Source organism: Lacipirellula sp. (assembly GCF_965279485.1).
Classification (GTDB): domain Bacteria; phylum Planctomycetota; class Planctomycetia; order Pirellulales; family Lacipirellulaceae; genus Lacipirellula.
In genome coordinates this window covers 25,429-51,041 of sequence record NZ_CBDIIC010000002.1, presented here as the reverse complement: position 1 = coordinate 51,041, position 25,613 = coordinate 25,429, and the positions used below count along the sequence as shown (strand labels likewise).

20 protein-coding genes are annotated in these 25,613 nt (G+C 59.3%); 12 read left to right on the top strand and 8 right to left on the bottom strand.

All coding sequences use genetic code 11. The features are described 5' to 3' along the window. The first annotated feature begins 501 nt into the window (after window positions 1–501). The 5 genes from ACQY7R_RS07775 (at window position 502) to ACQY7R_RS07755 (ending at window position 8,934) form a co-directional block, all read left to right on the top strand. On the top strand, window positions 502–1,719 hold the full coding sequence (locus ACQY7R_RS07775; protein ID WP_428305036.1) for a hypothetical protein: 1,218 nt from the start codon (window positions 502–504) through the stop codon (window positions 1,717–1,719). 893 nt (window positions 1,720–2,612) lie between these two features. Continuing rightward, window positions 2,613–7,064, top strand: coding sequence for a CotH kinase family protein (locus tag ACQY7R_RS07770; RefSeq protein WP_428305035.1), 4,452 nt, complete (start codon window positions 2,613–2,615; stop codon window positions 7,062–7,064). Then, on the top strand, window positions 7,049–7,234 hold the full coding sequence (locus tag ACQY7R_RS07765) for a hypothetical protein (protein WP_428305034.1): 186 nt from the start codon (window positions 7,049–7,051) through the stop codon (window positions 7,232–7,234). Before ACQY7R_RS07770 ends, ACQY7R_RS07765 begins: the two co-directional genes overlap by 16 nt. Before the next feature lie 131 nt (window positions 7,235–7,365). Beyond that, complete coding sequence (locus ACQY7R_RS07760; RefSeq protein WP_428305033.1) at window positions 7,366–8,013, top strand: hypothetical protein; 648 nt, start codon at window positions 7,366–7,368, stop codon at window positions 8,011–8,013. 486 nt (window positions 8,014–8,499) lie between these two features. Beyond that, the gene (locus ACQY7R_RS07755; protein WP_428305032.1) at window positions 8,500–8,934 is read left to right on the top strand and encodes a heavy metal-binding domain-containing protein; all 435 of its coding nucleotides are present in this window, start codon (window positions 8,500–8,502) and stop codon (window positions 8,932–8,934) included. An 11-nt stretch (window positions 8,935–8,945) separates the two neighbouring features. Here ACQY7R_RS07755 and ACQY7R_RS07750 read toward each other — a convergent pair whose 3' ends face one another. The 3 genes from ACQY7R_RS07750 to ACQY7R_RS07740 all read right to left on the bottom strand — a co-directional run bounded on the left by ACQY7R_RS07750 (window position 8,946) and on the right by ACQY7R_RS07740 (window position 10,046). Then, window positions 8,946–9,275 carry a hypothetical protein gene (locus ACQY7R_RS07750; RefSeq protein WP_428305031.1) on the bottom strand — a complete coding sequence of 110 codons (330 nt, stop codon included), beginning with the start codon at window positions 9,273–9,275 and terminating at the stop codon, window positions 8,946–8,948. Between the two features lie 29 nt (window positions 9,276–9,304). Then, on the bottom strand, window positions 9,305–9,832 hold the full coding sequence (locus tag ACQY7R_RS07745) for a hypothetical protein (RefSeq protein WP_428305030.1): 528 nt from the start codon (window positions 9,830–9,832) through the stop codon (window positions 9,305–9,307). A gap of 61 nt (window positions 9,833–9,893) precedes the next feature. After that, on the bottom strand, window positions 9,894–10,046 hold the full coding sequence (locus ACQY7R_RS07740; protein WP_428305029.1) for a hypothetical protein: 153 nt from the start codon (window positions 10,044–10,046) through the stop codon (window positions 9,894–9,896). A 721-nt stretch (window positions 10,047–10,767) separates the two neighbouring features. Between ACQY7R_RS07740 and ACQY7R_RS07735 the strand changes: the two genes are divergently transcribed. Further along, on the top strand, window positions 10,768–10,995 hold the full coding sequence (locus ACQY7R_RS07735; RefSeq protein WP_428305028.1) for a hypothetical protein: 228 nt from the start codon (window positions 10,768–10,770) through the stop codon (window positions 10,993–10,995). Window positions 10,996–11,058: 63 nt separating this feature from the next. After that, complete coding sequence (locus ACQY7R_RS07730; protein WP_428305027.1) at window positions 11,059–11,259, top strand: YheU family protein; 201 nt, start codon at window positions 11,059–11,061, stop codon at window positions 11,257–11,259. Between the two features lie 93 nt (window positions 11,260–11,352). Here the strand turns inward: ACQY7R_RS07730 and ACQY7R_RS07725 are convergent, their stop codons facing one another. Further along, window positions 11,353–11,508, bottom strand: a complete 156-nt coding sequence (locus ACQY7R_RS07725; RefSeq protein WP_428305026.1) for a hypothetical protein — start codon at window positions 11,506–11,508, stop codon at window positions 11,353–11,355. 642 nt (window positions 11,509–12,150) lie between these two features. On the opposite strand from ACQY7R_RS07725, the gene ACQY7R_RS07720 reads away from it, so the two are divergent. The 4 genes from ACQY7R_RS07720 (at window position 12,151) to ACQY7R_RS07705 (ending at window position 16,615) form a co-directional block, all read left to right on the top strand. Continuing rightward, window positions 12,151–12,717, top strand: coding sequence for a hypothetical protein (locus tag ACQY7R_RS07720; protein WP_428305025.1), 567 nt, complete (start codon window positions 12,151–12,153; stop codon window positions 12,715–12,717). Between the two features lie 97 nt (window positions 12,718–12,814). Continuing rightward, window positions 12,815–13,636, top strand: coding sequence for a transglutaminase-like domain-containing protein (locus ACQY7R_RS07715; protein ID WP_428305024.1), 822 nt, complete (start codon window positions 12,815–12,817; stop codon window positions 13,634–13,636). 284 nt (window positions 13,637–13,920) lie between these two features. After that, on the top strand, window positions 13,921–14,166 hold the full coding sequence (locus ACQY7R_RS07710) for a BON domain-containing protein (protein ID WP_428305023.1): 246 nt from the start codon (window positions 13,921–13,923) through the stop codon (window positions 14,164–14,166). 139 nt (window positions 14,167–14,305) lie between these two features. Continuing rightward, window positions 14,306–16,615: a glycosyltransferase family 4 protein gene (locus ACQY7R_RS07705; RefSeq protein WP_428305022.1), complete on the top strand. Its 2,310-nt coding sequence runs from the start codon at window positions 14,306–14,308 to the stop codon at window positions 16,613–16,615. A gap of 6 nt (window positions 16,616–16,621) precedes the next feature. Here ACQY7R_RS07705 and ACQY7R_RS07700 read toward each other — a convergent pair whose 3' ends face one another. Both ACQY7R_RS07700 and ACQY7R_RS07695 read right to left on the bottom strand, forming a co-directional pair. Continuing rightward, a complete protein-coding gene (locus ACQY7R_RS07700; RefSeq protein ID WP_428305021.1) occupies window positions 16,622–18,103 on the bottom strand; it encodes a glycoside hydrolase family 130 protein in 1,482 nt (493 codons plus the stop codon). Between the two features lie 83 nt (window positions 18,104–18,186). Next, on the bottom strand, window positions 18,187–18,495 hold the full coding sequence (locus tag ACQY7R_RS07695) for a hypothetical protein (RefSeq protein WP_152099502.1): 309 nt from the start codon (window positions 18,493–18,495) through the stop codon (window positions 18,187–18,189). 443 nt (window positions 18,496–18,938) lie between these two features. Here ACQY7R_RS07695 and ACQY7R_RS07690 point away from each other — a divergent pair, with 443 nt between their 5' ends. Beyond that, window positions 18,939–19,133 (top strand): cold-shock protein, encoded by a 195-nt coding sequence (locus ACQY7R_RS07690; RefSeq protein WP_152099501.1) that lies wholly within the window; start codon window positions 18,939–18,941, stop codon window positions 19,131–19,133. A 763-nt stretch (window positions 19,134–19,896) separates the two neighbouring features. Here the strand turns inward: ACQY7R_RS07690 and ACQY7R_RS07685 are convergent. Together ACQY7R_RS07685 and ACQY7R_RS07680 are read right to left on the bottom strand one after the other, a co-directional pair. After that, window positions 19,897–23,784 carry a choice-of-anchor Q domain-containing protein gene (locus tag ACQY7R_RS07685; protein WP_428305020.1) on the bottom strand — a complete coding sequence of 1,296 codons (3,888 nt, stop codon included), beginning with the start codon at window positions 23,782–23,784 and terminating at the stop codon, window positions 19,897–19,899. A 29-nt stretch (window positions 23,785–23,813) separates the two neighbouring features. Further along, window positions 23,814–24,992 carry a TIGR03032 family protein gene (locus tag ACQY7R_RS07680; RefSeq protein ID WP_428305019.1) on the bottom strand — a complete coding sequence of 393 codons (1,179 nt, stop codon included), beginning with the start codon at window positions 24,990–24,992 and terminating at the stop codon, window positions 23,814–23,816. Between the last annotated feature and the right edge of the window lie 621 nt (window positions 24,993–25,613).

The following is a 25,613-nucleotide window of genomic DNA, read 5'->3' as shown; positions in this document are numbered from 1 at the left end:
GTCGCGTCATGCCGCCCATTCTAACCGCCGCCGCGGGAGTGCGATGGCTAAATGTGCGCCGCTGCATCTACTTCGAGCGGACTCTAGTTCCGGCAAGAGTCAATTCGTGCTGCTCGCGCTCCGAATCCAGAACATTCGTCAAGAAAGCTACGCGGGCTCTCGCCTGAAAAGCTTTATGTTCAGCCCGCGTGATTTCATATTTCAGCCGGGCAACTTCCGACGAATGTCGTGCGTCGCGGCGACTTGCGTCAGCCTTCCATAGCAGGCCAATGGAGATGAGGGCCGCGGCCCAAATTGCGCGAGTGAGCGTGAGTCTGTTCATGTGGGGCAGTATAACCGCCGCCGAGGCGGGTGGGAGACTGGCTGGGACGAACGACTCAAGACATTAACGGGGGATTTGTTGCCGCTAGAGTAATTTAGATGTATCCTGCATTCCTCTCGTGGGACGCTAGTCTCCTCAATGACTCAAGTGTGCGATTTTCGAATCAGGCGCTCTGCAATATGCGAAAGATTTCCTGTTGTGCTGCCCTCAGCGCCCTAAGTCTCGCAGTTTTCGCGCCAGCCGAATCAGCAGCAGCGATCACCTTCTCCGAGATTCCAGGCCTAATTCAGGTTACCGGGATTTCTGCCGATGGCTCGACTGCGATCGGCATCCAAAGCACTCGGGTAACTGGAGAGGGATTCACCTTGATCGAGCGACGCGCGGTGCGCTGGCGCCGCGGAAGTTCATTGGATGTGATCGGCGATTTTAGCGGCGGCTTCGTTAATGGCAGGCCGCTTGACGTGTCCTCAGATGGCTCGGTCGTCGTAGGCGTTGGTGAGTTCGATATAATTGGAGAAAATACCCCGCCATGGGACGACGTGATTTCGAAAGAGGCGGCATTTAGGTGGACCGAGAGCAGCGGACTTCAAGCACTGGCCCCCCTTGATCGCAACGCCCCCAATTCCGCTGCGCAATTCGTTACGGCCGATGGCCTAACTGTATTTGGCAAGTCAGGCTCGCAAGCCTTCAGCTGGACCGAGTCAACTGGGGCGGAGTTCAGTAGCCGGTTGTCGTATGGAATTTCCGGAGATGGGCAAGTACATGTCGGTATCGGCGACTACCCCTCGTTTCGCCCAATACATTGGACCTCTGGAGAAGCTGCGCAGGTAATTCCCGTGAGTGGATCGTTCTTCGCTGGAGGGGGAGGAGAACCCCTCATCGGCGTGAGTGACGACGGCAAGGTCGTGTTTGGAAACTATCAGGTCGATTTTGGCGGCTCCTGGCACATGTATCCCTTCACATGGTCTGAAGGAGACGGCGTCAATCTGATCTCGCCTTCGCGTGAATTGGGAGTATCAATCGCAGCCTACGACGCAAGCGGAGATGGATCGGTGCTAGTTGGAACGCACGATAGGTTTCAACCTTCTCACGTCTTTCGTGCGATGATGTGGAGCGAAGCTTCGGGCCTTACCTTGCTCGACGAGCTACTTCAGTCGAAAGGCATTGACCTACTTGGTTGGCAGCTGCAGAAGGCGATTGGTATTTCAACGGATGGTTCTGTAATCGTTGGGATCGGAGTGAATGGAATGGGCCAAACCTCAAGCTGGATGATCGATCTCGCAGCAGTACCCGAACCAAGTGGAAAATACATCTGCTTTTTCGCTTTCACCACACTTGTCTTCGGCGTCCGCAAAACTCGCGATTCTGCGCCGGGCAGCCTGCGATTATCCGCTTAAGCAACTGCCGAAAACATCGGCATGGCGAGCGGCGCTGGAAGCACATCGTCGCCACGGCGTAGCGTATGACTTTGAGCATGCGGGGCAGTATAGCGGACGGCGAGAGCAGGAAATATTCGGCAGGCGAGGCGTTAGCTCACTATGGTTAAAGGCATGGCACGCTCACCAGAATGGCTTCCTTTGCTTGGAGTCGCACTTGTCCTCGCAGGCCTTACGTCGGCGGCATGGGTTGGCGGTGGTTTGGCAGGCCAATACCGAGGGCTTGGGATGATAAGCGGCGGAGTTATTCTGATCATCGCCTCGATCGTTGAAATCTTGCGCACGCGACGATAGCACTGCCAGGAAGAGTAGCCAGAGGAAGGTTTACTATCCGCATCCACGGGCAGTGAGTTGCGTGCTTCGCCTTCACCTAAGCTAAGGTTGCCGGTTCACCGGCGCTCCAGCTGGTTCCAAATTTCCGGTCTCTGCGTGATGAGCACGCCTCGGCGGCCGACGGCGTAAGCCAGTATCTGCAGTTTTGCGCCCGCAGATCTTGTTACTGCCACACGGGAGTGGTTGCCGCAGGAAGCTGTAGCGAGGCAGGAAAAAGGCCAATCGTCCGGACCCTGCAAGGCTGGGCTGCCGCTTCGGCGTTACCTCGTTACGGGCCGGTCGAAGTCGTATACCCTGAAAATCCCTTGTTCGGCCGGCGGGATGTCAGGGGCAGCCATCCCGAACACGTGCAGCGACGGTAGCTCGCGACTAAGATAGGCAAGATCCCGGCGACAGGGCTCGAGCCTTCCCTCCCTCTAGCCGCGAATGTCATGCCTCGCGCGACGTAGTGCGCCCGAGTCGACGATTCTCATCTAGATCACTGACGCGACGGACGCCTACAGCAGCCAGGAACAGTGAACATGTCAGCTCGCAGAGTGTTTTCATTCGAGGCTTTGGAAGGGCGGTTGGCGCTGGCCGCCAACCCGGTCATCACCGAATTCATGGCGTCGAATAGTTCGACGCTGCTCGACGGCAACGGCGTCGCCTCGGATTGGATCGAGATCTACAACAAGGGCGATCAAGCGGTTAACCTCGCCGGCTACTCGCTCACCGACGATCGTCTAGACCTCGATAAGTGGACTTTCCCCAGCGTCGCGCTCAATCCTGGCGCCTACTTGGTCGTTTTCGCGTCGGGCAACGGAACGCCCGACCCGGCAGGCAACCTCCACGCGAACTTCGCTTTGAGCGCTGGCGGCGAGTATCTCGCGCTAGCAAGTCCAGGCGGAGTCGTCCTGTCGCAATTCGGAGTAAATGGCCAAGACTATCCCCCGCAAACTACGGACGTCTCGTACGGCTTGGCATTCGACACGGCGACGTCTAATCCGGTGACTCCCGCGAGCAATGCGCGTTACCTTGTGCCGACGAACAACTCCGTCGACGCGACCTGGATGAATTCGTCGTTCAACGACGCCAGCTGGACTGCGGGCAAGGCGAGCGTCGGTTACGAGACGTCGGGGAACGATTTCGCCGGCTTGATTCAGACCGCCGTGCCGCCGGGAACGACGTCGGTCTACATCCGTATTCCCTTCACGGTCACTTCGTCGTCGGCGCTGCTCGATAAGCTGCAGATGAAATACGACGACGGGTTCGTCGCCTACCTCAACGGGCAACGAATTGCGAGCGCCAACGCGCCTCAGTCGCCGGGATTCGCGTCGATCGCAACAAATCAACACGAAGATTCTCTCGCAGTGCAGTACGTCGACTTCTCGGTAAGCAGTTTTTCCAGCCTGCTCCACACTGGGACGAACGTACTAGCGATCCATTTGCTCAACAACAGCTCCGGCAGTTCCGATCTGTTGTCAGTTCCTAATCTAACGCTCTCGTCGGGCACGCTTATCGAGCCCCCCACGGAGGGTTTTACGACTGCGCCCACGCCTCGAGCGCCAAACGCCAGCTTGCAGGCCGATTCGGTGTTGTTTTCTCGCGCCGGCGGCGCCTTCAGCGCGCCATTCCAGCTGACGCTGTCCACGGCGAGCGTCGGCAACACGATTCGCTACACGACCGACGGTTCGCAGCCGCAAGCGAATTCGCCAATCTACACGACGCCGATCACGATCAGCGCGACGACGCGCGTTCGCGCCCGCGCGTTCGGGTCGATCGGACAGATCAGCGCCGTGTCGAGTGAGGCCTACACGCTCGCCAGCAGCGCCGCGAGCTCCGTCACGTCCGACCTGCCGATCGTCGTGCTGGAGAACTTTGGCCAAGGGACGCCAGGCGACGTCTTTGAAGACGCGTGGTTTTCGCTATACGACGTCGCCAGCGGCAACGGCCGCAGCAGCCTCGCCAGTACGGCGAGTTTCACGACGTTCATCGGCCAACAAGTGCGCGGATCGAGCACCGCGGGCGACCCGAAGACCAACCTCCGCATCGAGCTGCGCGACGACGCTGGAGCCGACAAGTCCGCGTCTCTCTTGGGCATGCCCTCAGAGTCGGATTGGATTCTGTACGCGCCTTATAGCTTCGATCGTGCGATGCTCCGCAACACGTTGTACTACGACCTGTCTAATCAAATGGGCAACTATGCCGCCCGCACGCGATTCGTCGAGGTTTACGCGAACTACGATAACGGCGTTCTCGATAGCAACGACTACATGGGCGTCTACGTGCTCATGGAAAATATCAAGCGCGATTCCAATCGAGTCGACATCGCCGAGCTGAGCGGCGCTGATATTACCGGCGGATACATTCTGAAACTTGATCGGTCCGATGGAACTCCGGACAGCAGCTGGTATACCGAACGCGGCGTTCCGACGCTGCAGGATTCGACGCTCGTCCACGTCGAGCCCGAACGAGCCGAGATGACCACTGCTCAACGCGATTACATTCGCGGCTATGTTCAAGATTTCGAGGACGCGCTGTACGGCCCGAATTCCACGGATCCCACGTTGGGCTACCAGGCCTATTTCGACGTTGATAAATCGATCGATCACCACCTGCTGCGCGTCCTGAGCAAGGAGCCCGATGGGCTGCGCCTCAGCACCTACTTGGTGAAGGATGCCGGCGGGAAGCTGTATTTCGGACCGGTGTGGGATTTTGATCGCTCCGCGGGCGCCGACAACGACGGACGCTCCGCCGACCCCAACGGATGGTATCTCCCGGATGTTGATTTCTTCGAATCGGACTGGTGGGGAAAGCTCTTCGACGATCCCAATTTCACGCAGAAATGGGTCGATCGATGGCAGGAACTGCGTCGCGGCGTGCTGAGCGACGCCAACATCCTGGCGACGGTGAACGGCCAAGCGGCCGAGATCGCCGAGTCGCAGGCGCGCAACTTCGCGCGCTGGCCGGAGGTGGCGCCCAACGGCGGGGCCTATGCGACGCCAGGCCTGACAGGTTGGGCGGCGGAAGTGAGCCACTTCGCCAACTGGCTGATCACGCGCGCTCATTGGATGGATGATCAGATGATTCGGCGGCCTGGGTTGTCGCCGGCCGCTGGCAACGTGCAACCCAATACGGTGGTCACGCTCACTTCCAACCAGGCTGGAGCCGCGATCTACTACACTCTCGACGGCAGCGATCCGCGTGCGAGCGGCGGCGGCATTTCGCCGGCGGCGATTCTATACACTGGTCCATTTGTCGTGAGTCAGACGACTCAGGTCATTGCACGGGCGAACGGCACGCCTGGGCCAGCCGTTCCGCAGGGTAACAGTAGCTACCCCGGGGGCGAGTCGCCGATCCAGGCGCTCGACGGCGATCCGTCGACGAAGTACCTGAATTTTGGCGAGCAGAATTCAGGTTTGATCATCACGCCCGTGTCGGGAGCATCGATTGTTCGCAGCATGCGCTTGACCACGGCCAACGACGCCGTCGAACGCGATCCGAGCTCCTACGAGATCTACGGCACGAATAGCCTGATCTCAAGCGCCGACAACAGCACCGGGCTGGCTGAAAACTGGACGCTCATCGGCTCCGGGACGTTGTCGCTGCCGGAATCGCGGCTCACTAACGGTCCACTCGTAAGCTTCGCCAATTCGACGTCTTACACGTCGTACAAGATTTTGTTCCCAACGGTCAAAAATACTGCCGCGGCCAACAGTATGCAGATCGGCGACATTCGGCTGTACCAAACCAGTGGAGGGACGGGGACGCAGATCCAATCTTCTGCTGACGGCGTACGCGCTGTGCACGTCGGCACGCAAGGCGACAATCCGGGGAGCAGTCCATGGAGTGAGCGCATCGTTGCGTTGTACTCCGTTGAGACGCCGGCCAGTGCCTCAAACCTGCGCGTGACGGAACTCCATTACCATCCGGCCGACCCGACGCCTGCCGAGTTGGCGCTCGCCCCCGGAACCGCCGACGGCGACTACGAATTCCTTGAGTTACGCAACACTAGCGCCGGCGTCATCAGCCTCAACGGAGTCGAAATTTCCGGCGGCATCGAGTTCAAGTTCAACAACGGGACCATCACCTCGCTGCAGCCCGGCGCTTACGTCCTTGTCGTCAGCAATCTAACTGCGTTCACGGCGCGCTACGGGTCGGGTTTGCCGGTGGCGGGGCAATACTCTGGGCAGCTGAGCAACGGCGGCGAGGCTTTACTCGTCTCCGACGCCGCCCAGCTCCCCATCAACGACTTCACCTTCGACGACGTCGCGCCATGGCCGACGGCTGCCGACGGCGGCGGCCCGTCGATGGAAGTTGTGAATCTCTCCGGAAACTACAGTTCGGGAACCAATTGGCGCGCGAGCGCGACGCCCGGCGGCAATCCAGGCCGGGCGGCGAACGCGCCTGGCGACTTCAACGGCAACGGGGTGGTCGACGGCACAGACTTCCTCGTCTGGCAGCGAGGATTCGGCGGCGCCTACTATGCCGTTGATTTGTCCATCTGGCGCGCGAACTACGGGAGCGGCGCTCCAGCCGCCGCGATGGCCGTCACGGCCCCAACCCTGCCCGCGACTGTCGAGACTTCGGAAGCGGCTGCTCTGACGATGGCGATTACCGCCGTCGAGTTGCCATCGGAAACTTCTGTGCGAATGAATGCCGCCGGCCAAGAGGGAGGTAGCAGAGCCGCGCTCACTCCTGGCCAATGGTGGTTGACGGCTCCAAGCGGCGAAGTTTTATCGTGGGCGTCGCGGCGAGAAGGCAACCAATCAACCAAAACTGCCGACGCCGCATTGGCCGAGTGGACGCCTGACCGTCGTAATTCGTCCGTCGGGGATGAATTCAGCCGTAAACTGGAAGGTACAGATCGCGGACGGGTGGGAGATTTCACGACGATCGAGCGCCGGCAGGGTGGCCAGCGAAGCCTATCTGATCGCGAGGAGACGCCCCTAAATCTGCGCGACCAAGTTATCGACGCATGGAACCTTCCATGACGATCGACAGCGTCGTTGGTCGTGACCGCATGCCGGCCATCCTCAAGACCGAAGCCGAGTACGCGCGCTGGCTCGACCCGGAGATCAAAGAGCGCGGGCCGCTCGATCAGTTGATGCGGCCGCTGGCGGATGGTTTGCTTGAAGTGGAGGCGATTGGGAAGATTTTCTAACGCTCACTTATCCGACCGCCATACCGGCAGCAGTACGTCAGCCCGAATTGCCTCCCCGCTAGTAGTTAATTGCCGGTGGCGATAAAGTTCCAAGTTCTAGATGTCGATTTGACGTTTAGGGGGACTTTTCTATGCGAATTTCTAGTTTGCTCTTACTTGTTGCTTGCGCGCTTTGTGTCGGTTGTTTGCCTTTCGGCCCAAAACGCCACGCAACCTACATCAGCCAGAAGATTTACAATCCGGCATGCCCATTCCGTGGCGTGCCGGTGCAGGTCTACAAGCTGCACGCTGCCGTTGTCACGTCAGTGAAAGATGGGAAGGTCGAGAAATCAATTCATTTCATTCAGCTGTCAGAACTTTTCGCCGTCGACATTCAGAAGGCGTTCCTAGGCAAAACTGAAGCCAAGGCGACCATAAGTGGAGATGGAGCCCTCACCGGCATGGAAGGGAAAATAGATCAAGAGATTCCAGAAATACTCACCTCCGTATCCGAAATCCTCAATGCCCTGCCGCTCGACCCAGCAGCAATGCAGGCATATTCCAAGCTTACCGAAGGTGATGTCCCCAAAAATACATTCAACCCGGCCCTGCCAGCTGGTGCGCAAATCATCGGAATTTCTTGGGTTCCAATGGATGGTGGCTCTGCTGAAATCGAATGCGAGTCGTCAGCCCACCTTGGGCCGGAAGTTATCGTCACGCCGGACGGCTACAGCCAAAAAACTGCCGGCCAGAACATGCGGCGCACCGCCTCCGCGTCACCGCAGAGCCGTGGAAGGTAAGTAGTGAGTTTTCCGCTGCCAGCCTACGGCTAAGGTCACCAGTTAGCCGATCATAAATCCGCCCGCATTCTCAGCCATCAGCCGGGGAGTGCGGGCGTTTTCGTTTCCCGGCTCAACCCGGTATCTACCGTCTTGGCTCGATTTTCCGCGACCTCGGACTAGATGTAGAGCATTGTTGCGTGGCCATTGCTAGACTCTGATTGGCCATATCACCATCTAGTGTCTCGCGAGGTCGCAAATGGCAATCGAATGGCACGTTCTCGAAAATGGGCGAACTCGAAAGGGTGTGACGAGCGAGCAGTTGAAGAATCTTGCTGGCCAAGGGACGCTCGCGCCGTTTATCCCGATCCGACGAGTAAATGGCGGCGACCAATCGAAGCGGACGCGAGCGGGTGAGGTTAAGGGACTTTTCCTCGGCGACGTCTCGCACCTACTAGGGCCTCCAGTATGTGAGGACTGCGGAGCGCGGCTTGCGGAAGGTCCGCCGTGCCTGGAGTGCGCTTCACGAACGCCACCGCCTCCCCGGCGCCGAAACCGTTGCAGATCATCGTCACGACCGCTGACATCCCATCACCCTATGAGATTGTTGGCCCGGTCTACTTTCAGGTTTCGAATAAGGAAATCTTCAGCAGTGCCTTAGACGCTTACCTGAAGAAGCACAAAGCCCTGCTCGCGAGCATGCGTGCGCAGGACCAAGTCGATGGCTACAGGTCGGACTGGGGCTTCCTAATTGGCGAATGGAGCGTCGGCCAAACGGATTTTGACAAAGCCTTTTTTATCGCCGTACAAGAACTCAAGTCGCGGGCCACGATGATTGGCGGCAACGCGATCGTCGGCATGCGCCAGGATATCGATTTAGACTCCACTGGCTGGCAGTACTTCTATCTGCAGATGTACGGTACTGCTGTGCGCTTGCTTTAGAGTAGGCAGAGTCACTCGCCATCTTCGCGGCACTCCAAATCCCGCGACTCGCCAAACCTGAACGCTTCGGCCTGCATTAGCTGGCTTGGCAGCAGGAGCATGTGCTCCGGCGTGCCTACAATCGGGTTGAACAGTATGCGGAAGCTGTCTGAATCTGGTCGCTGCAGCATTTCCTTCACCGCATCCAGGGACGTCAACTCGCCCAGCGTGTAGAACTCGTTCGCGTTCAGGCGTCGCGACTCGGCAAAGAGTTTTGCGTTCTCCACCCATGAAAAAATCGGAAGTACCACCCCTTCGTTGCTACTGAAGAAGAAAGCAGAGCCATTTGGCAGCAGTAGCACCCAAAGCGGCAGCGGGATGTGGATTCGCGTCATAGCTGACCCGAATTGCCCGTCGAGAGTTTTCGCGTTGCTGATGTGCTCGATAATCTCGCCGCGCCGAGCAACCGCTGCCCCCGCACTCGTGCTCTGTCCTCCCACGGCCGCACGAACTCGTTCGCTTCGCTATTCCAACTCGCGCGCGTAATCGGTTCTTGCTCAATTGAAAAGGACCACGAAATGGAGCGGAGCCTTCTGTCTATTTGCAGTCGATGAAGGCCGTTGTACTCCCGCTGAGAACCTGGCTGACGAAAGAACCGCTCTGACATGGCGTCGAGGTAGTAGTCGCATTCCGCCTTGATTCGCTTCAGATTGTCGGAGCCGCCTTTAGTCCACGAGGCGGTTTTCTCGATAATCTCGCGCACGATCGACTCATGATACTCCCGATGTTCACCAGCGCCGTAAGTTTGACCGGTGTTCTTGCGGAATTGCTCGTAGCGGACGGTAACTCCGTCTTTCGAGACGGCGTAGGCGCAGATCAACTCCAGGTCAGCTGAGGCGTTGACTTGTGATCCGTCCACCGACTTTTTTCTATACAACGGCTCGCCTCGGCCTTCGGTGCCGGCGCGGAACGGCCTTGAATCAACCACTCGGCAACAGGCGGTCGTAGAACGCCTTGCTCGCGCTCGTGCCGTGCGGGCCGAGGTAGTGGTCGCGGCCGTTCAGAGTGACGACCGCTTGGCCGGAAGCCTTATGCTTGCGGTATTTCGGAAGAGCATCAACGAGACGTGGCATGACGCGTGTCTCCCATGGTTTAGACCACGAAAACGGTACATACCGTTTTGGGTCATCGGGAAACGCCGCACTGCCGAACGTCGGCAGGTATCAGAAGTCGTTGATTCGGCGGGACTTACAAGTAGTGGGCGGCACATCACTCGAACCTGTGACCTCTACGGTGTGAACTAATCGCCAAGCCTGTTCGTCGGCTCGTTAATCGCATGTGGGCCGTTAATAAGTATCCTACAGCGAGATTGCATTTGTTTCTGTTAGTTGCCGAGGAATTGCAGTAACAAAGGGTAGGTGGCTGCTAGTCGGTAGTTGCGGGTAGCTGTCGATGCAGCTTTCAGTATCTTGCGTAACTGTGTGCGGCAAGCAATCGCCTACTGATGTCGGCGCACCCTCAACAGATTCCGAGAATTATCGGATGCTGGATTGAGGGGGACTGCAGCGGGACAAATATCCGCAGGTCTCGTACCCGCCATTCTCCTACTACGCGTGCCTCCGCCGCACCTACCGTGGCTTAACCAGTTTATAATCCTATTCGCTTGCATTCGCCACGCTCGATAGTTGGAACTCGACAGTGGTGTTGATCAAAGCAGCGGGAACTATTCTCATCGCATTGACGTTTATGTTGTTCGGATGATTTCCAGGCGATGTTAGCGAGATGTGCTATCTCCTTGCGGATTGCCGATCCGAGCGTCAAGCTTTGAGCATGGAAGATCCTTCGCAGTTTCGCATGGCCAAGATTCGCATTGAAGGCCGCACCATTGAATGCAGCACTGTCGAGGTGCGTAACTTGCTATTGGCGGCGAAAACCATCGGCGAAGATGCGACTGCATGTCGAGATATATCAATCGGCCGGTTAATGATGATCAAAGACGCTTGTCAGATGTATTCGCTGGGGCGCCTTCAGAGGGTGATTTATCGGGTGATTGAGGGACGCAGCGCTCCAGCGCCGGGCTAGCGCCTGAAAAATGGAAGAATTCAGAGGCGTGCGTCAGCTGCCCGCCCCCATAAGTTGCCGCAAATGCTCATTCCACATTCGCAACTTCAGCCGGCGACACTGCGGTCAGTCGTGCTTGAATTTGTGACTCGCGACGGCACTGACCATTCGAACGTAGAGAGTCGCATTCAGCAGATCCTCGTACAGTTGGCCGAGCAGCGAGTCGTCATCGATTTCGATGCTGCAACTCAGACCTGCAACGTCGTGCCCAAGTCTCCAGGCTAGCCGAGCGGTCCGCATGCGAAGCGACCTCTGAGAGAGGGTTGGGCGTCAGTAGCTTCAACCGGATCAATCGACGTCGCAAACACGCCGACGAACTTAGGCTTGCTCGACGGTAATCGCTGCGAACGCCCCGATGACTCCGCAGATGATCGAGGCTGGTGATGGAAACGGCGAGTTGGTGAGTGCAGAGATGCCGACGGCTGCTAGAACAGTGACGACTGCAATGCCGGTGATCATGGATACTTTAGTCATCGCCTCACCCTAACTCATCCTTGCCGGTACGTCTCCCGCTTACTGCGAAAACAACGCTAGTTCCAAGAAACAGTTGGAACGCGATCGCACATACGGCAGCACCGCATCTACCGTGCTGCCTTCTCATTCGCATCGACGAATCGCGTATCAGTCTGTCAGCTCGACTTGGCTGGTGCACTGAGGACATTCAATCCAACGTCGCTCACCGTCATAGTCACCCGCACTATCGTACCTCGGCTCAGATAGCACGTCGTTCTTGCTGTACTCTAGCACCCCACTGCAACGTCCACACGTAACGCGACGGACGTCCTGCTCGCCGTGACCGACGATTCTCACAGCCATGCTTTGCCCCTCAGGGATGCGCGTTGCGATGACAGTTTAACATTCATAGATGACGCATCTTCGCTTCGCCATTCTCTCATGTTAACAGTCCCTATCGCCGTGAAGACGATGATTCCGAAGTATTAGTCGCATTGACTGCTTGAAGTTAATTAGTGGAATTCCAACGCGATTAAACGCACTTTTCTCATGCGTCGCGCCAATAATGCGTTTACCTCTATGGCTGTAACCCTGAAATCCGCAACTACAAAGAGGTGTGCTAGGTCACGCTGACTGTCGCACAGATCACTTCTCGGAGCGCCAATGCGATTCATCAACGCCCCCTCGATTCGCAACGTTCCGAACGTTGGATGGCAGATTATGCTAGAAGACGAGCGTTGGCACACCTGTCGCCAAGAAATCGACGCTCGGTTTATTGCGAACGGAGTGGCCATCGCCAATAGCGTCATCCGCGGCGAACGTGCAGGCGAGGAGGTGGCTCGCGAACTTGATCAAGCCGCGGCATCTGTCTCCCGGCATATTGGCGTGTGTGAAACCGGGACGCTCATCGCTGCGGCCGCCTCGCACGCTAGGCTTGATACGAGAGTCTGCGACGCAACCTCAGATTGGGTCCGCGAGGACGAGTCGTTTCCGATTCTAGTATCCGGGACGGTCGTGAAGTGCGAGTCGGAGGAGGATCGGCGGCTGCTAGCGGATGCCAAGCTGATTGTCGAACGCCAAGTCACGAACACTTGGTTTGCACCCGATCGACTGGAGCTGATTGGCGATGCTTGCGAGCGTTACTCCATCTGGAAATACCAGCGTCTTGTAAAGGCCGCAATTGATCGCTCAGGCAGCCGAGCCGCCGAGCTCCCGCCTCAGCACTCCTGAAGCGTGCAGATTTTCTTCTGTTGAATCGCCGACGACGCATCGTCCCCATAGTTTGTTGCTCGAAGGGTTGATCCTTGCGGGTTAAGTTCTCAAAAGTATGTTGATCCACGCGGGTTTTGAAGCCGCTTTCGATTTCGTGGCGCCGACGACGGTGCTGCTCGTGGGAAACATCCATCCGACGCGCACGGCGTCGATACGCCGGCTGGAGCCACTGACGGTCACGCCGCAGAGCGCCCTCAACGGCTACTTCGATCTTTATGGCAATCAGTGCGTAAGAACCACGGTTCCCGCCGGCCGGGTTGTATTTCGAACCAACGCGGTGGTGGAAGATAGCGGGCTACCGGACCATCAGGCGCCGCAGGCTCGTCAGCATGCGCTCCAGGAGCTTCCGGACGATGTGCTGCATTACCTTCTCGCCAGTCGCTACTGTGAGGTGGATAGCGAGCTACGCGACACTGCATGGAAGCTATTCGGCCACCTGCCCGCCGGATGGCCGTTGGTGCAGGCGGTTTGCGACTTCGTTCACCGGCATATTCGCTTCGACTACTTGAAGGCTCGGGCGAACCGCACCGCGCTAGAAGTCTACCGCGAACGCGTCGGCGTTTGCCGCGACTATATGCATCTCGCGGTGACTTTCTGCCGTTCGCTGAACATTCCGGCTCGCTACTGCACGGGATACCTCGGCGATATCGGCGTCCCGCGCCAGCCCTCCCCGATGGATTTCAGCGCCTGGTTCGAGGTGTACCTAGGAACGGCATGGTACTCCTTCGACGCCAGGAACAACATTCCTCGCATCGGTCGGATATTGATGGCCCGCGGCCGAGACGCCGCCGATGTGGCCCTCACGACGACGTTTGGGGCGAATCAACTCGCGTCATTTCGAGTGTGGACTGATGAAGTGTCGCCGGACGCTTTCTAAATGTAAGTCTTCGGGAGTTGCCTCCCGCGGCGCGTCAGGAGTTTCCCGCAGGCGTTCGACATTTTGGCCGAACCATCCATCGGAGAGCGAAAAATTGACCGATGCGTCATAAAAACGCCTCCGGCACGAGATTTCCGCTGTGGCGTGAAACTCCGTACAGGCGTACGATGGTAGTTGGAGGGGAGATCCTCTCTCACTGACCGGCCTTCGGCCATATGGTCGATCCCTTTCCCTGCGTCGCGAGTTCTCATCGCGGCGTCTTCTTCTATTGGAAAGGCGATGCCATGCTCGGCCGCAACCAAGTCTCGGACAAGGATCTTTTGAAGGCCGTCAATCAGCGATTGATGCGGTCAGGCTCAGGCTCTCAATCTCGTGTCACGGCCACGGTTCAAAAAGGAATGGTCACGCTCACCGGCTCGCTACAATACGCGATTCAGCGGAACCCGATCATGAAAGCCGTGCAAAGCGTCCCAGGCATCAGTCGCATTGTCGATCAGATGATCCTCGTTGAGAAGAAGCCCCAGCACTAACCGCAGGGATTATTTTCGGTACATCACCCCTCCGCTGCATTCGGCCTCAGCGCTGAACCGGAGGGATGTTCTTTCGATCGGTCGAGCGCCGATCGGACGCCGCGACGCGGACCGTCGCCCTTTCTTTGATGAGCGCCCTATGGTTCGCAATACGGATTTTCGCAAACTCGGCTTTGTCGGCGACTACCTGCCGCGCAAGTGCGGCATCGCCACCTTCACCAGCGACCTGTTCGGCGCAGTGGCGACCCAGTATCCGTCGATCGACTGCTGCGTCGTCCCTGTCAACGACATCGCCGAAGGATACGACTATCCGCGGGAAGTACAGTTTGAGTTCGAGCAGCAAGATCTCGACTCCTATCGCCGCGCGGCCGACTTTCTTAACTTCAGCAACGTTGACGTCGTTTCGCTGCAGCACGAGTACGGCATCTTCGGCGGGCAGGCGGGTCGACATATTCTCGCGCTACTCCGCGACGTGAGAATGCCGGTCGTCACGACGCTCCACACCGTATTGAAAGACCCCTCGCACGATCAGCGCCGCGTGCTGCGAGAATTGGCCGAACTCTCATCGCGACTCGTCGTGATGTCGCAGCGCGGCCGCGAGTTTCTACTAGATATTTACGGCGTCCCCGCCGCGAAGATCGATGTGATCGCTCACGGCATTCCCGACATGCCGTTCGTCGACCCTAACGCGTCGAAGGAGCAGTTCGGCGTCGAGGGAAAGCACGTCATCCTCACTTTCGGCCTCCTCTCGCCGAATAAGGGGATCGAGCACGCGCTTCAAGCGTTGCCGGAGATCATCCGTGAGTTCCCCAACGTCGTCTACATCGTCCTCGGCGCCACGCATCCGAACCTCGTTCGCGAACAAGGCGAAACGTATCGACTCAGCCTGGAACGGATGGCGAGCGACCTCGGCGTGCGGAAGAACGTCATTTTCTACAACCGTTTCGTTGAACGGCACGAACTGATCGAGTTCATCGCTGCCGCCGACATCTACCTCACTCCCTACCTGGAGCCGGCCCAGATCACTTCCGGCACGCTGGCGTACGCCTTCGGCTGCGGCAAACCGGTAGTTTCGACGCCCTACTGGCACGCCGAGGAACTGCTAGCCGACGGCCGCGGCGCCCTTGTGCCATTCCGCGACTCAAGCGCTATCGCTCAGCAAATCTGCAGCCTGCTGCGTGACGAGCCAAGGCGTCTTGCGATGGGACGCCAAGCGTATACGCTCGGGCGTGAAATGATTTGGAGTCACGTCGCCCACCTCTACATGAACTCGTTCCAGCAGGCGCGGCGGGTTCGCTTTGATCGCCAAGTGAAGCCGCTGGCAATCCAAACGCTCGACGAGCGCCCCTGGGAGCTGCCCAAATGGCGTCTGGAGCATCTGCTGCGCATGACGGATTCTTGCGGGCTGCTGCAGCACGCCAAGTACACGCTACCCAATTTTGCTGAGGGATACTGCACCGACGACAACGCCCGCGGCCTGCAATTCGCCATGGCACTCGAAGAGATGGGACTCGACACACTTGAAATGCAGCGCGCCACGACCCGTTACGCGGCATTCGTCGACGCAGCGTTTGACCCCGAGAAACGTCGATTCCGCAACTTCCTCACGTTCGACCGCCGCTGGGTCCACGAAGATATCCTTGGCTCCGACGACTGCTTCGGCCGCGCGATGTGCGCTCTGGGGACCTGCATCGGACGCTCGAAGCAGCGGAGCTTGCAGTGCTGGGCGATGGAGGTCTTCCATCGAGCGCTGCCGGCGAGCGTCGAGATTCACTCACCCCGGGCCTGGGCGTCGACGCTGATGGGGATCGACCAATATCTCCGCCGTTTCGACGGCGACCGCGCGGTGACACAAGTTCGGGCGACGCTCGTTGAGCGGCTGGTCGACCTCCACCAACGAGTCTCCACGACATCTTGGCCGTGGTTTGAGGAAACGCTCAGCTACGACAATGCCGCCCTATCCCATGCGTTGATCCTCAGCGGGCGTTCTACGGGAGAGGTCGCAGTTCAACAGCTGGGGCTGCGGTCGCTCCAATGGCTCGTGGGCGTCCAGCGAGCCCCGCGCGGGCACTTCCGCCCCATTGGCAGCGATGGCTTCCACAAGCGCGGCGGTCCACGCGCAGATTTCGATCAACAACCGATCGAGGCCTGGGCGACAGTCGCAGCATGCGTCGAAGCGTACCGCACGACTGAAGAATCATCGTGGCTAAATGAAGCGAGATTAGCCTTTGAATGGTTCCTCGGTCGCAACGATCTGGGCGTGGAAGTCTACGACGCCAGCACAGGCGGCTGCCACGACGGGTTGCATGCCGACCGAGTCAACGAAAATCAGGGCGCGGAATCGACTCTCGCATTCTTACTGTCGCTCGCCGAGCTACAGCAACTGGAAAGCTCGCTCGCAGCATTCCGCCGGGCGGCTGAAGCCGCAGCAATGCTGCAACCGAGCTGATGCGATCTAACTCGTGAGGCGATCCAATAACCGTTCCACCGACACCATCCCAAACCGCGTTGTCGTGTCCGAAGTAGCAAACGGAATATACAACTGATCGCTGTGGATCATCGCCCCGCAGGTGTAGGCGACGTTCGGCACGTATCCGTCGCGTTCTTTCTCGGTCGGCACAATGAGTGGTTCGTCGAGAACGCCGATAATGCGTTGTGGATCGTCGCGATCGAGCAACATCGCCCCGATGCAATAAGTTCGCATCGGCCCAACGCCATGAGTCAGCAAGATCCACCCTTCAGAAGTCTCTAAAGGCGAGCCGCAGTTGCCGATCTGCACAAATTCCCACGGCTGCTTCGGAATTTGCAGCAAGTCCGCGGTCTCCCAGAAGTGGACGTTGTCCGACCGCATGATGTAGAGATTCTCGCCGTCGATCCGCGAGCACATCACATAGTTGCCGTCGATTTTCCGCGGGAACAGCGCAAGCCCTTTATTCAGCGCCTTGGCGCCATTAAGCGTGTGGACGCCGATCGTTTGGAAATCGCTCGTCTCGATCAGCTCCGGTAGCGTCCGGAAGCCGTCGTACGCGGTGCAGGTGCCGAAGTAAGTCACCGCGCCGTCATCGTGAACGAATCGCACGAGCCTTAAGTCTTCGATGCCGCGGCTCTCGTTGATGGTCTGCGGGAAAATGACCAACTCCGAAGCCTCCGCGTCCGTCGGCAATTTCAGTTGGTAGTTGGACATTGCTAGCCAACGGATTCCCTGCATTGAGTCCAGAGAAGGAACCAACTCTGGCTCGCGCTCGCGAACCGCAATCATCGCCTGCTCTAACTGCGGCATCGTGAATGAACCAGGCAGACAATTCATCACCGCCTCCGCCACTGGCTGCGGCACGCCAATGTCACCGAGCTTTCTGGCGAATAGCATTTTGTCGAACAGCTTGTCTTGCATCACGCTGATCGGGCTGGTGTGCCGACTGAGCGGATCGACCTGAATCCGTTGATCGGAGTAGATAATGCCAGTCCGGAAGACGATCGACGAAACGTGCCCCTCACCAGTGGCCCGCAGACTCATGACAAAGCGCACCGCCCCGTCGGGGAGATTACGCTGGTTCAGGTGCGGCACGATCGAAGGATTGAAGAGCGCTGCCGATTCGATCGAGTACTCCATCGTGAAGTACGAGCCGAGCAGCAGTCGGCGATTAAGATCAACGTCGCCCGCGTCGCCAAGCAGCGTCGCGGCATTGCGGAAGTTCTGCTCCAGCACCGCGACGATGTTGCTGTGCCGCGTTCGAAACCGCTGGAAGACCTCGTCTAGCAACCTCGCAACTTCATCGTCGTCTAGCCGATCGATCCGCTCGGCGATGTTCTGCATTCGACCCTTGCTGCCTGGGTCGAAGAAGCGAGTGATGACGCGGCGGTTGTCGCTGGCGAAGGTAACCGGCAGGCGTTTGACGGCCAGCGGCTTGCGGCGACTCGGTCTCTTGGCTGATGACATCGTTGGCGCTTGCTCATGCGCTTCTCCTGGTACTCGACGGCAGCGAATCAAATTGACAAAACAGTAACGCTTCACTCACAACGCTATCGCGGCGCGCTGTTATCCTTGACGCTTCCTTGTTGAACCATCATCCGCCGCTGATCTGGATACAGCGCAAACCGAATCCCTCGTGCTCGCGACTTTGGCGAACGCCGATCGAGCCGATTCAGCTCAGTCAGTGCCTGCAACAATCCCAGGTGAAGCTTGAGGGCTTCATCCATCGTCATGTCGATCTCGATCGGCTTGCGACCTTCGACAGGAATCGGAGGCGAGATTTGGTCGAGGAAAATCACGCCATAGCTGAGGGCTTTCTTCTCTCGCAATGTCGCCGCCTTCTTTTTCTTTTTTGCCATCTTTCGCTCCAAAATTCGTAAGAGAGTTGAGATTCGCCTACTAAAGTCGCAATCGCGAACTGCTGGCAGCGGTCGAAATGGCGTCAACAGCCGTTATACTCCTTTCCTGAGGAACTTAATCCACTAGTTCCGCGACGACTGGTGTGGTAGAGTCGAACCACTAAGACAGCGAAGGCATCTGCGAGAAGCATGGCCAGACGCCGCATCAGTCAGTCCTCTGTGACTTATTGCGTGGCGATGCAGCAAACTTCTCGTTGATCTCTGCCCTTCATCTTGGCCGGTCTTCATACCGGCCTCCAGCGACGTTGATCTACGGTGTGGATCAGTTTGCTTTCTTACTTTTGGGCCTCCCGTTAACGGGGCCGCCCATGCGTTGCCCGAGTAGTTGCACGGTGCGCGGGCTGCGCGTCTGACTGAGAACTGCGTGCTGGAGAATTTGTGACGTGTCGCAAGGTACAATTAAGAAGTTGACTGACAAAGGCTTTGGCTTCATTCAAGGTGACAATGGAGATATCTTCTTCCATTCGTCCGCGGTTGAAGGAGCCGGCTTCGACAGCCTGTACGAAGGTCAAGCCGTGCAATTCAACGAAGGCATGGGCCCCAAGGGCAAGTGCGCCGAGAACGTACGGGTGAGCTAAGGCCGCCTGTATTTTTTTGAAGTAATGCACGACGCTGCCGGAGAACGCCAACGCGATCTCCGGCGTTTTTTTGCGCACTCGCCCCGCTCTGACTTTATGTAGACGATTCGACGCCGGGCGTCAGCAGACGGCGGCGAGGCGCCACCAGCGCTACACCACGTTCGCTACTTGGCCGCGCTGATGCGGATTAAGTCGCTTGGGCCCATTTTGAGCGAGATCAATAATCGTCTTACGCCATGCTATTGGGTCATCCGCACGTTCAGCCCCAGAACCTAATATGCCACCGAGCGTGTGCGGTCGTGCCCTTCGAGGGGCAGCTAATCAGGACCCTAATAGCCGCGAGCGGGCCCTTAGGCATCGACAGACCATCAATTTTAAGCTGTCGGTGGGCTCTTGAAGAGTAGCTAGCGGGTCGAGCTACCCGTTTTATTGACGCGGTCGGCTACTTACTAGAGCGAACTGCTACACATAGTCGGCTCACGGCGCCCTCAGCGTCTCTTCCGACCCCTCGGTCGAACACCTAGCGCACGGGGTATTTTGCTGGCGTTCTGAACTGGATGGCGAACAGCCTAAGACCAGCAGTAACTAGTTGCAGTTGACCAGCGGCTCACGTCAAGTCCGCTCAGAACCCAGCCCCGAGGGTGTGCTCAGCAGCAGAAGAATCAGTTCGAAACGGCGGGTCAGAGAGAGACACGTTCTGCCAAATCCCCGACGGCTTCAATGTTTTGCGAGATTCTCATAGGGTATTCATTGCGCTGCAGTCTTACGATTCTTCACCGAAGATGATCGCCGAAATCGCATCAAGCTCGCTCTGATCAGCATCGACCGCAAGTTGCTCTAGGTCGCATTGCTCAGACCAAACTTCATCAAGCGACCCAGCTTCCCACGGTAAAGTGACTGTTCGAAGCATCGGAAACGCGGTAATTGGAGCTGCCACCCGTGTGAGGAGAACAGGATTCAGAACGCTGCCGTGATGCTTACGATGTCGCAACTGTGCCGACCACTCATCGCGTTGCGAGGTTAACGGCGACACGTCTGATCGCTTTGCCATTGCAGCATCGACCAACTGGCCGTTAAGGCTAGCAGCATGCGACGCCTTACCGGGTACGGTTGCAGCGTCGAGCGCAGATATTCGTGCGGGCTCGCTGTATGTCGGAAGTGCCTCGAAGGTCGACGAGGCGTCTGTGAATATTTCTGAGGCCGCACCAGCTTGCGCGGGCACACTCACGGCGACAATGGTCGGAGGTGCACCGAACTGGGTTTTCCAAATGGCTAGGTCAGCGGCGTCCACGTCGCGGTCGTTGTCGGCGTCGCCATTAGCTTTCACCGCGCTCGGTGTCGCGATCCCGAAGCCTCGTTGCCAGGCGAGGAAGTCGCGTCCATCGATGCTCCCATCCCCGTCAAAGTCTGCCGAAGGTGGAGCGACGGGCTGCACTTCGAACGCCCCAATATCGATCCTCCCGCCGATGACTCTCGTGAAGGAAACTCCCCGTTGATCAACGTTTGGCGGCGGCAAGTACGCCGGAGTTCCCGCATTGATAGCTGGGCTGCCGGGTAAGAGTTCCATGGTCCAGGTCAAACCCCCGTAGTCGGCGAGGATGCCGAGCTTGGGATCCGCCGTGCTGACGATGCCACCCGCGAAGCCGCTGGAGCTGCGGATCAAGTTGTTGCTGCCGGAGGTGGAGTTCGTCCCGCCGACGTTGGTCGTGCCAGTAAAGTCCTCAACGGCGACATCCGACCCCTGGCCTATGATCGTGTTGGTAATGATGGCGGTAGCGGTCGTCGACTCCGTGGTGGAACCCAAGTAGTCGCCAAGATTGAAGATCCCGCGGCCACCCTGGGCGGCCGTGTTTCCAGAGATGGTGCTGCTAGCGACGGTCAGCGTGCCGTTTCGATTGAACAGCGCCCCGCCCAGCCCTGCGCCCGCCTCTCCACCCCCGCCGCCGATGGCGGCGTTGCCGTTAAGCGTGCTGTTGGTGATGACGACGACGCCTGCTTCATTGAAGATAGCTCCCCCCATGCCGGCCCCACCGCCGCCGGCGTACGAGTTGTTGCCCGCTCCGCCGCCGAAACCGCCGGCGCCTGCAGACGCCCTGCTGCCGGTGCCGCCGCCGCCGCCGCCAAAGCCCCCAATCCCGCCGGCGCCAGGGAAGACGCTGGCGCCGCCGCCGCCGCCGCCGCCACCGCCAAAGCCGCCGTAGCCGCCAGACTTCCCGCCGGAACTACTGCCGTCGCTCGCTCCGCCGCCGCCGCCACCGCCAAAGCCCCCGACGCCGCCGTAGGTGTTGCCTGCGGCTCCGCCATTGGGCCCGCCGCCGATGGCGCCATTGTTCGATGTTGCGTTCGTACCGTGGGAACCCAAGCCGGCCCCGCCAGCCCCGCCCTCGCCACTCGAGTTGTCGTCATTCGCACCGCCCGCGCCCCCCTGAGCGACGTTGCCCGTGAGCGTGCTGTTTTGGATCTTCAATGAACCTCGGTTGAAGATAGCGCCCCCCAACCCGGCGCTGCCGCCCCCACCGCCGCCGAGAAAGCCGTTGCCCCCGGCGAATCCCTGAGCTCTACCGCTGCTAAGAGTCAAGCTTTCCAGGGTCAGGTTGCTGCCAGCGTCGACGTCGAACAGTCGGAAGCTCGGCACTTGCCCGCCTACATAACTCGCGGGGTTGGTATCGCGTGCGATGGCAATTCCCTGGCTTAAGCCGGTTTGCCCATCAATCACCAGGGAGGTTTCGTAGATGAAGAAGGCCGAAGGTCCGGCCATCGTGGAGCCAGCCGCTGTGTCATTGACGAACTTCGACAGGGCAATGGTCTGGCCATCGACGCTGCTGGCGAAGGTGATGGTATTGACATCGCCCGCGGTGCGCGTAACCAGCGCCTTCTCGGCCGCCGACAGAGCCCCGTAGCCGGTCGCACCAGTCGCTAAGTTTATTGCCTCGCGTAGCGATAAAAAACTATCAGCGACGATGTCGTCGGCAGCGACATTGACCACCATGTTGCCCACAAATTTGATCTCGACAGATCCGATATCAGGCGTTGAGTCGCGACGCTGGCCCCGTTGATCTGTTGTCGGTGCACCCGACTGAATGCCTGCGTCGAGCACGGGGCCGCCACCTAGCGGCGCCATCGTCTTCGTCACGCCGCCGTTATTCTGCAGCGGGCCGAGCAGCGGGTTCGTGGCGACGATAACGCCGCCGACGGGGAACGAGCCGCGGTTGCTCATCAGGTTATTGGAGCCCGCGTTGATCGGGGCGTTGCCGCCATTGTTGGCGCTGTCGAAGTCTGCGACCGCCGTCGCTCCTGCCTGGCCCAAGATGCTGTTGGTAATGTTGGCCGTGCCTGTCTTCCCGGCGCCGTCGCTGACGTTGAAGACGCTGCGGCCGTTGCCGCTCCCGCCATCGCCGTTCGTCACTGTGTTGGCAGATAAGGTGCTATTGGTGATCGTGACCGTGCCGTTACGGTTGAATAATCCGCCGCCCAGTCCCGATCCGGCTGATGCACCATAGGGCTGCGAGCCGCTGACTCCGCGGTTGCCTCCGATCGCCGCGTTGCCCGTGATCGTGCTGTTGGTGATGACGACGACCCCTTCATTGTTGAAGATAGCGCCGCCCATGCCAGCGCCGCCGCCGCCAAGCCCCTTTCGACCGCCGTTACCGGCGCCGAAGCCACCAGCGATTGGGTTATTTTGGGCTGGCGAAGCGCCGCCGCCGCCGCCGAAGCCGCCGACTCCACCTCGGCCGCGAAGCCTCCCGCCGCCGCCGCCCCCGCCGCCGAATCCGCCACGCGCCCCGTCGTAATAGTTGGAGTAAGACGTACCAGTGCCAGTGCCGCCGCCGCCACCGCCGCCGCCGCCGAATCCGCCGGTCCCAGCGGGTTGCCCAGCAGTCAACGTACCGCCCGAGCCGCCGTTAGGGCCGCCGCCGCCCCCGCCGTATCTCTGCGTGGACACCGCTGCGCCGGGGCCCCCCAGCCCAGCGCCGCCGCCGCCGCCATATCTGACCGCTCCGCTCGCTGTCGTTCCGCCGGCGCCCCCCTGAGCGGTGTTGCCGGTGATCGTGCTGCTGAGGATCGTCAGCGAGCCCTGGTTGAAGATCGCGCCCCCCAACCCGGCGCTGCCGCCACCGGCGCCGCCATAGTAGGCGACGCCGCCGGCGAACCCCTGAGCGAGCCCGTTGCTGAGCGTCAGGCTCTGCAACGTCAGGCTGCTGCCGGCCGAGACGTCGAACAGCCGGAACGCGCTGGCGCTGTTCCGCGCGATCGTGATCCCCTGGCTCAACCCCGTAAATCCGTCGATCACCAGCGACGTGCTGCCGCTGATGAAGAAGGCCGACGCACCGGCCATCGTCGAGCCGGCCGAGACATTATTAACGAAGCTCGTTAGGTTGATCGTCCCGCCGTCGATCTCGGTCGAGAACTGAATGAGGTCAGCGCCAGCACCGTTGTTAACGCTCGCCGTGATCGCATCGCGCAGGGTCCCAGGTCCGCTGTCAGCGACGCTGGTCACCACGAAGTTGGCGAGCATCCGCCGGTCTTCGAGCTGCATCACTCCAGGCTTGTATCCAAATTCCGCACGGCGACGCCCCTTGCCGCGGCGCGCAGTGCGCGTCGCTTTCGTAGAAGAACCGAACAACTCGCGCATCCGTTGCTGAAAATTCATCGAAGCGTCTCTGCGGTAATGAAAGTGGCTTAGTTTTGTTTGGCCGCATGGCGCAGCGGACCGGGCACCTGGTCGAGCGCCTTATCTGGCACGACAAACGAATCGGCGATCAGGCTCGGCTCGTCGTTGATCACGTCGGGTCGCCGCACGCCTGGCAATACGGTCACAGCGAAAATTTCTTGGACTGCATCTTCAAATTTCACGCGGGCGATCGTTTGCCCCGTATGGATGTTCACTACCCAGACGCCGCAGCAGCGCTCTTCTAATGGCCGTTCGGCGATGGGAATGCCGCTGAAGACGGCACTTTCTCGCACCTGCGACAAGCCGATGAAAGCCAGCGGCCCGCAGAAGTCGAGTCCACGCGTAAATCCGGGCAACTCGGCAAGCGGCTCGTACTGGCCTGTAGCAGGATCAATCCAACCGATGCTCCCGCGCCCCGATTCAAGAACCCACAGGCGGCCGTCGTACCAGCGCGGCGAGTGCGGCATCGACAGACCCGAGACGATCGTTTCTCCGGACGAAACCTCGAGCACGACGCCGCCGCTCTTTTTGTTCACTCGCCAGCCGCCGGACGTATCGGTCGCGCCGAGCGCCGTGACGAACGTGGGACGACCTTCCGCGACGCAGAGTCCGTTCAGATGGCAGCGATCTTCAGGCGCGAGCGCCGAAATAAACGGAGGCTTCCAGCGTGGCACAAAGCTGTGATCGCTGCTCCGCGTACATAGGCAAGAGAAACGCGTGTTCACAAACCACAATTCAGGGTCGCGCTCCGTCCCAGTTCCCAATGCCCCGTCGCGGGCGTGGCCCCAGGCCATCTCGTGGATTTGAATGTCGCCGGTGCAGACCGACGAGCGCGGCAGGTAGCAGGCGTCGTGTGTCCCGATAGGCTCCAATTGCCGGGCTACGGCCGGCGCGTTGTGATACTCCCAAATCTCCACGCTCGTGCCGATGGCGAGCCGATCACCCTCAACAGCGAGGCCCATTGGTTTGCTGAAGCTGCGGAAGTGCGTGTTGAGTTGTCCGCCGTGCGGACGGAGCATTACCAGCTTGCCCGCTTGGTAGGTGGTAACGAGTAGTGAAGCGTCTAGTTCCTGCAAGATCGCTGGAAAGTTGTCGGTGTGAATGCTCCGCAGCGGCGGCGCTTCATTCGCGGGAGGGCTCACGTTCGTGGGCGCGCTCACCGAGGCTTCGGGCGATGTCATCGGCATTGAGCAAACCCGCCCTCAGTCCAGGTCGATGTCGATGAAGCCGTGCAGCTAAACCCAGACAGTCGGTGGAGCCGTGTGGCGGCTGCTTGACTTACGGGATCCCTCTTCGAACTGAATCTGTTGTGCATCGAGGACTCGTAGCGGCGAACGTATTGAGGAGAAGTGCGAAGCGAACAGAGCCTCGTCGGAGGTCGTAACTGGATCGTAGTCGACGCATGCCCACGACGCCACACGATTGCGCCACTCGCGGCCCACCCCCGTCTAGATAGCTGCCTGCAACGGCAATAAAGCGTGGCAGCCCGCAGTTCTGAACCGCTGAAGCTGTCTAACGTGAACTATTCGTGCCCAGCCGTCCCAAGGTTGCGGAGGCCGGTTAAATCCTAAGTTGCGGACCGCTGTAGTGATTTCCTCTACAGGGATTGCCTCTACCCACCTGCAGCCATGTGTCTCCCCAAAACCAAGGGTACCAGTGAGTGACTGCAGAGGTTGGCGAGAAATGACTGGGGGGAGGTTTAAACAAGCAGCACTACCCGGTTAGTCGCGGGTTGCGGCCAAACCGCGTCGTGAAAAAATGCCCTGAAACTGGCCGCTACGGCGGACTCAAGGACGAGCGACTTCTAG

Bases quoted from the DNA above. Each gene is read 5' to 3' on its own strand.
- ACQY7R_RS07730 (WP_428305027.1), top strand. From the start codon at position 11,059: ATGCTCATTCCACATTCGCAACTTCAGCCGGCGACACTGCGGTCAGTC.
- ACQY7R_RS07725 (WP_428305026.1), bottom strand. From the start codon at position 11,508: ATGACTAAAGTATCCATGATCACCGGCATTGCAGTCGTCACTGTTCTA.
- ACQY7R_RS07765 (WP_428305034.1), top strand. From the start codon at position 7,049: ATGGAACCTTCCATGACGATCGACAGCGTCGTTGGTCGTGACCGCATG.
- ACQY7R_RS07775 (WP_428305036.1), top strand. From the start codon at position 502: ATGCGAAAGATTTCCTGTTGTGCTGCCCTCAGCGCCCTAAGTCTCGCA.
- ACQY7R_RS07710 (WP_428305023.1), top strand. From the start codon at position 13,921: ATGCTCGGCCGCAACCAAGTCTCGGACAAGGATCTTTTGAAGGCCGTC.
- ACQY7R_RS07680 (WP_428305019.1), bottom strand. From the start codon at position 24,992: ATGCCGATGACATCGCCCGAAGCCTCGGTGAGCGCGCCCACGAACGTG.
- ACQY7R_RS07760 (WP_428305033.1), top strand. From the start codon at position 7,366: ATGCGAATTTCTAGTTTGCTCTTACTTGTTGCTTGCGCGCTTTGTGTC.
- ACQY7R_RS07705 (WP_428305022.1), top strand. From the start codon at position 14,306: ATGGTTCGCAATACGGATTTTCGCAAACTCGGCTTTGTCGGCGACTAC.
- ACQY7R_RS07720 (WP_428305025.1), top strand. From the start codon at position 12,151: ATGCGATTCATCAACGCCCCCTCGATTCGCAACGTTCCGAACGTTGGA.
- ACQY7R_RS07685 (WP_428305020.1), bottom strand. From the start codon at position 23,784: ATGAATTTTCAGCAACGGATGCGCGAGTTGTTCGGTTCTTCTACGAAA.
- ACQY7R_RS07735 (WP_428305028.1), top strand. From the start codon at position 10,768: ATGGCCAAGATTCGCATTGAAGGCCGCACCATTGAATGCAGCACTGTC.
- ACQY7R_RS07770 (WP_428305035.1), top strand. From the start codon at position 2,613: ATGTCAGCTCGCAGAGTGTTTTCATTCGAGGCTTTGGAAGGGCGGTTG.
- ACQY7R_RS07740 (WP_428305029.1), bottom strand. From the start codon at position 10,046: ATGCCACGTCTCGTTGATGCTCTTCCGAAATACCGCAAGCATAAGGCT.
- ACQY7R_RS07715 (WP_428305024.1), top strand. From the start codon at position 12,815: ATGTTGATCCACGCGGGTTTTGAAGCCGCTTTCGATTTCGTGGCGCCG.
- ACQY7R_RS07700 (WP_428305021.1), bottom strand. From the start codon at position 18,103: ATGTCATCAGCCAAGAGACCGAGTCGCCGCAAGCCGCTGGCCGTCAAA.
- ACQY7R_RS07695 (WP_152099502.1), bottom strand. From the start codon at position 18,495: ATGGCAAAAAAGAAAAAGAAGGCGGCGACATTGCGAGAGAAGAAAGCC.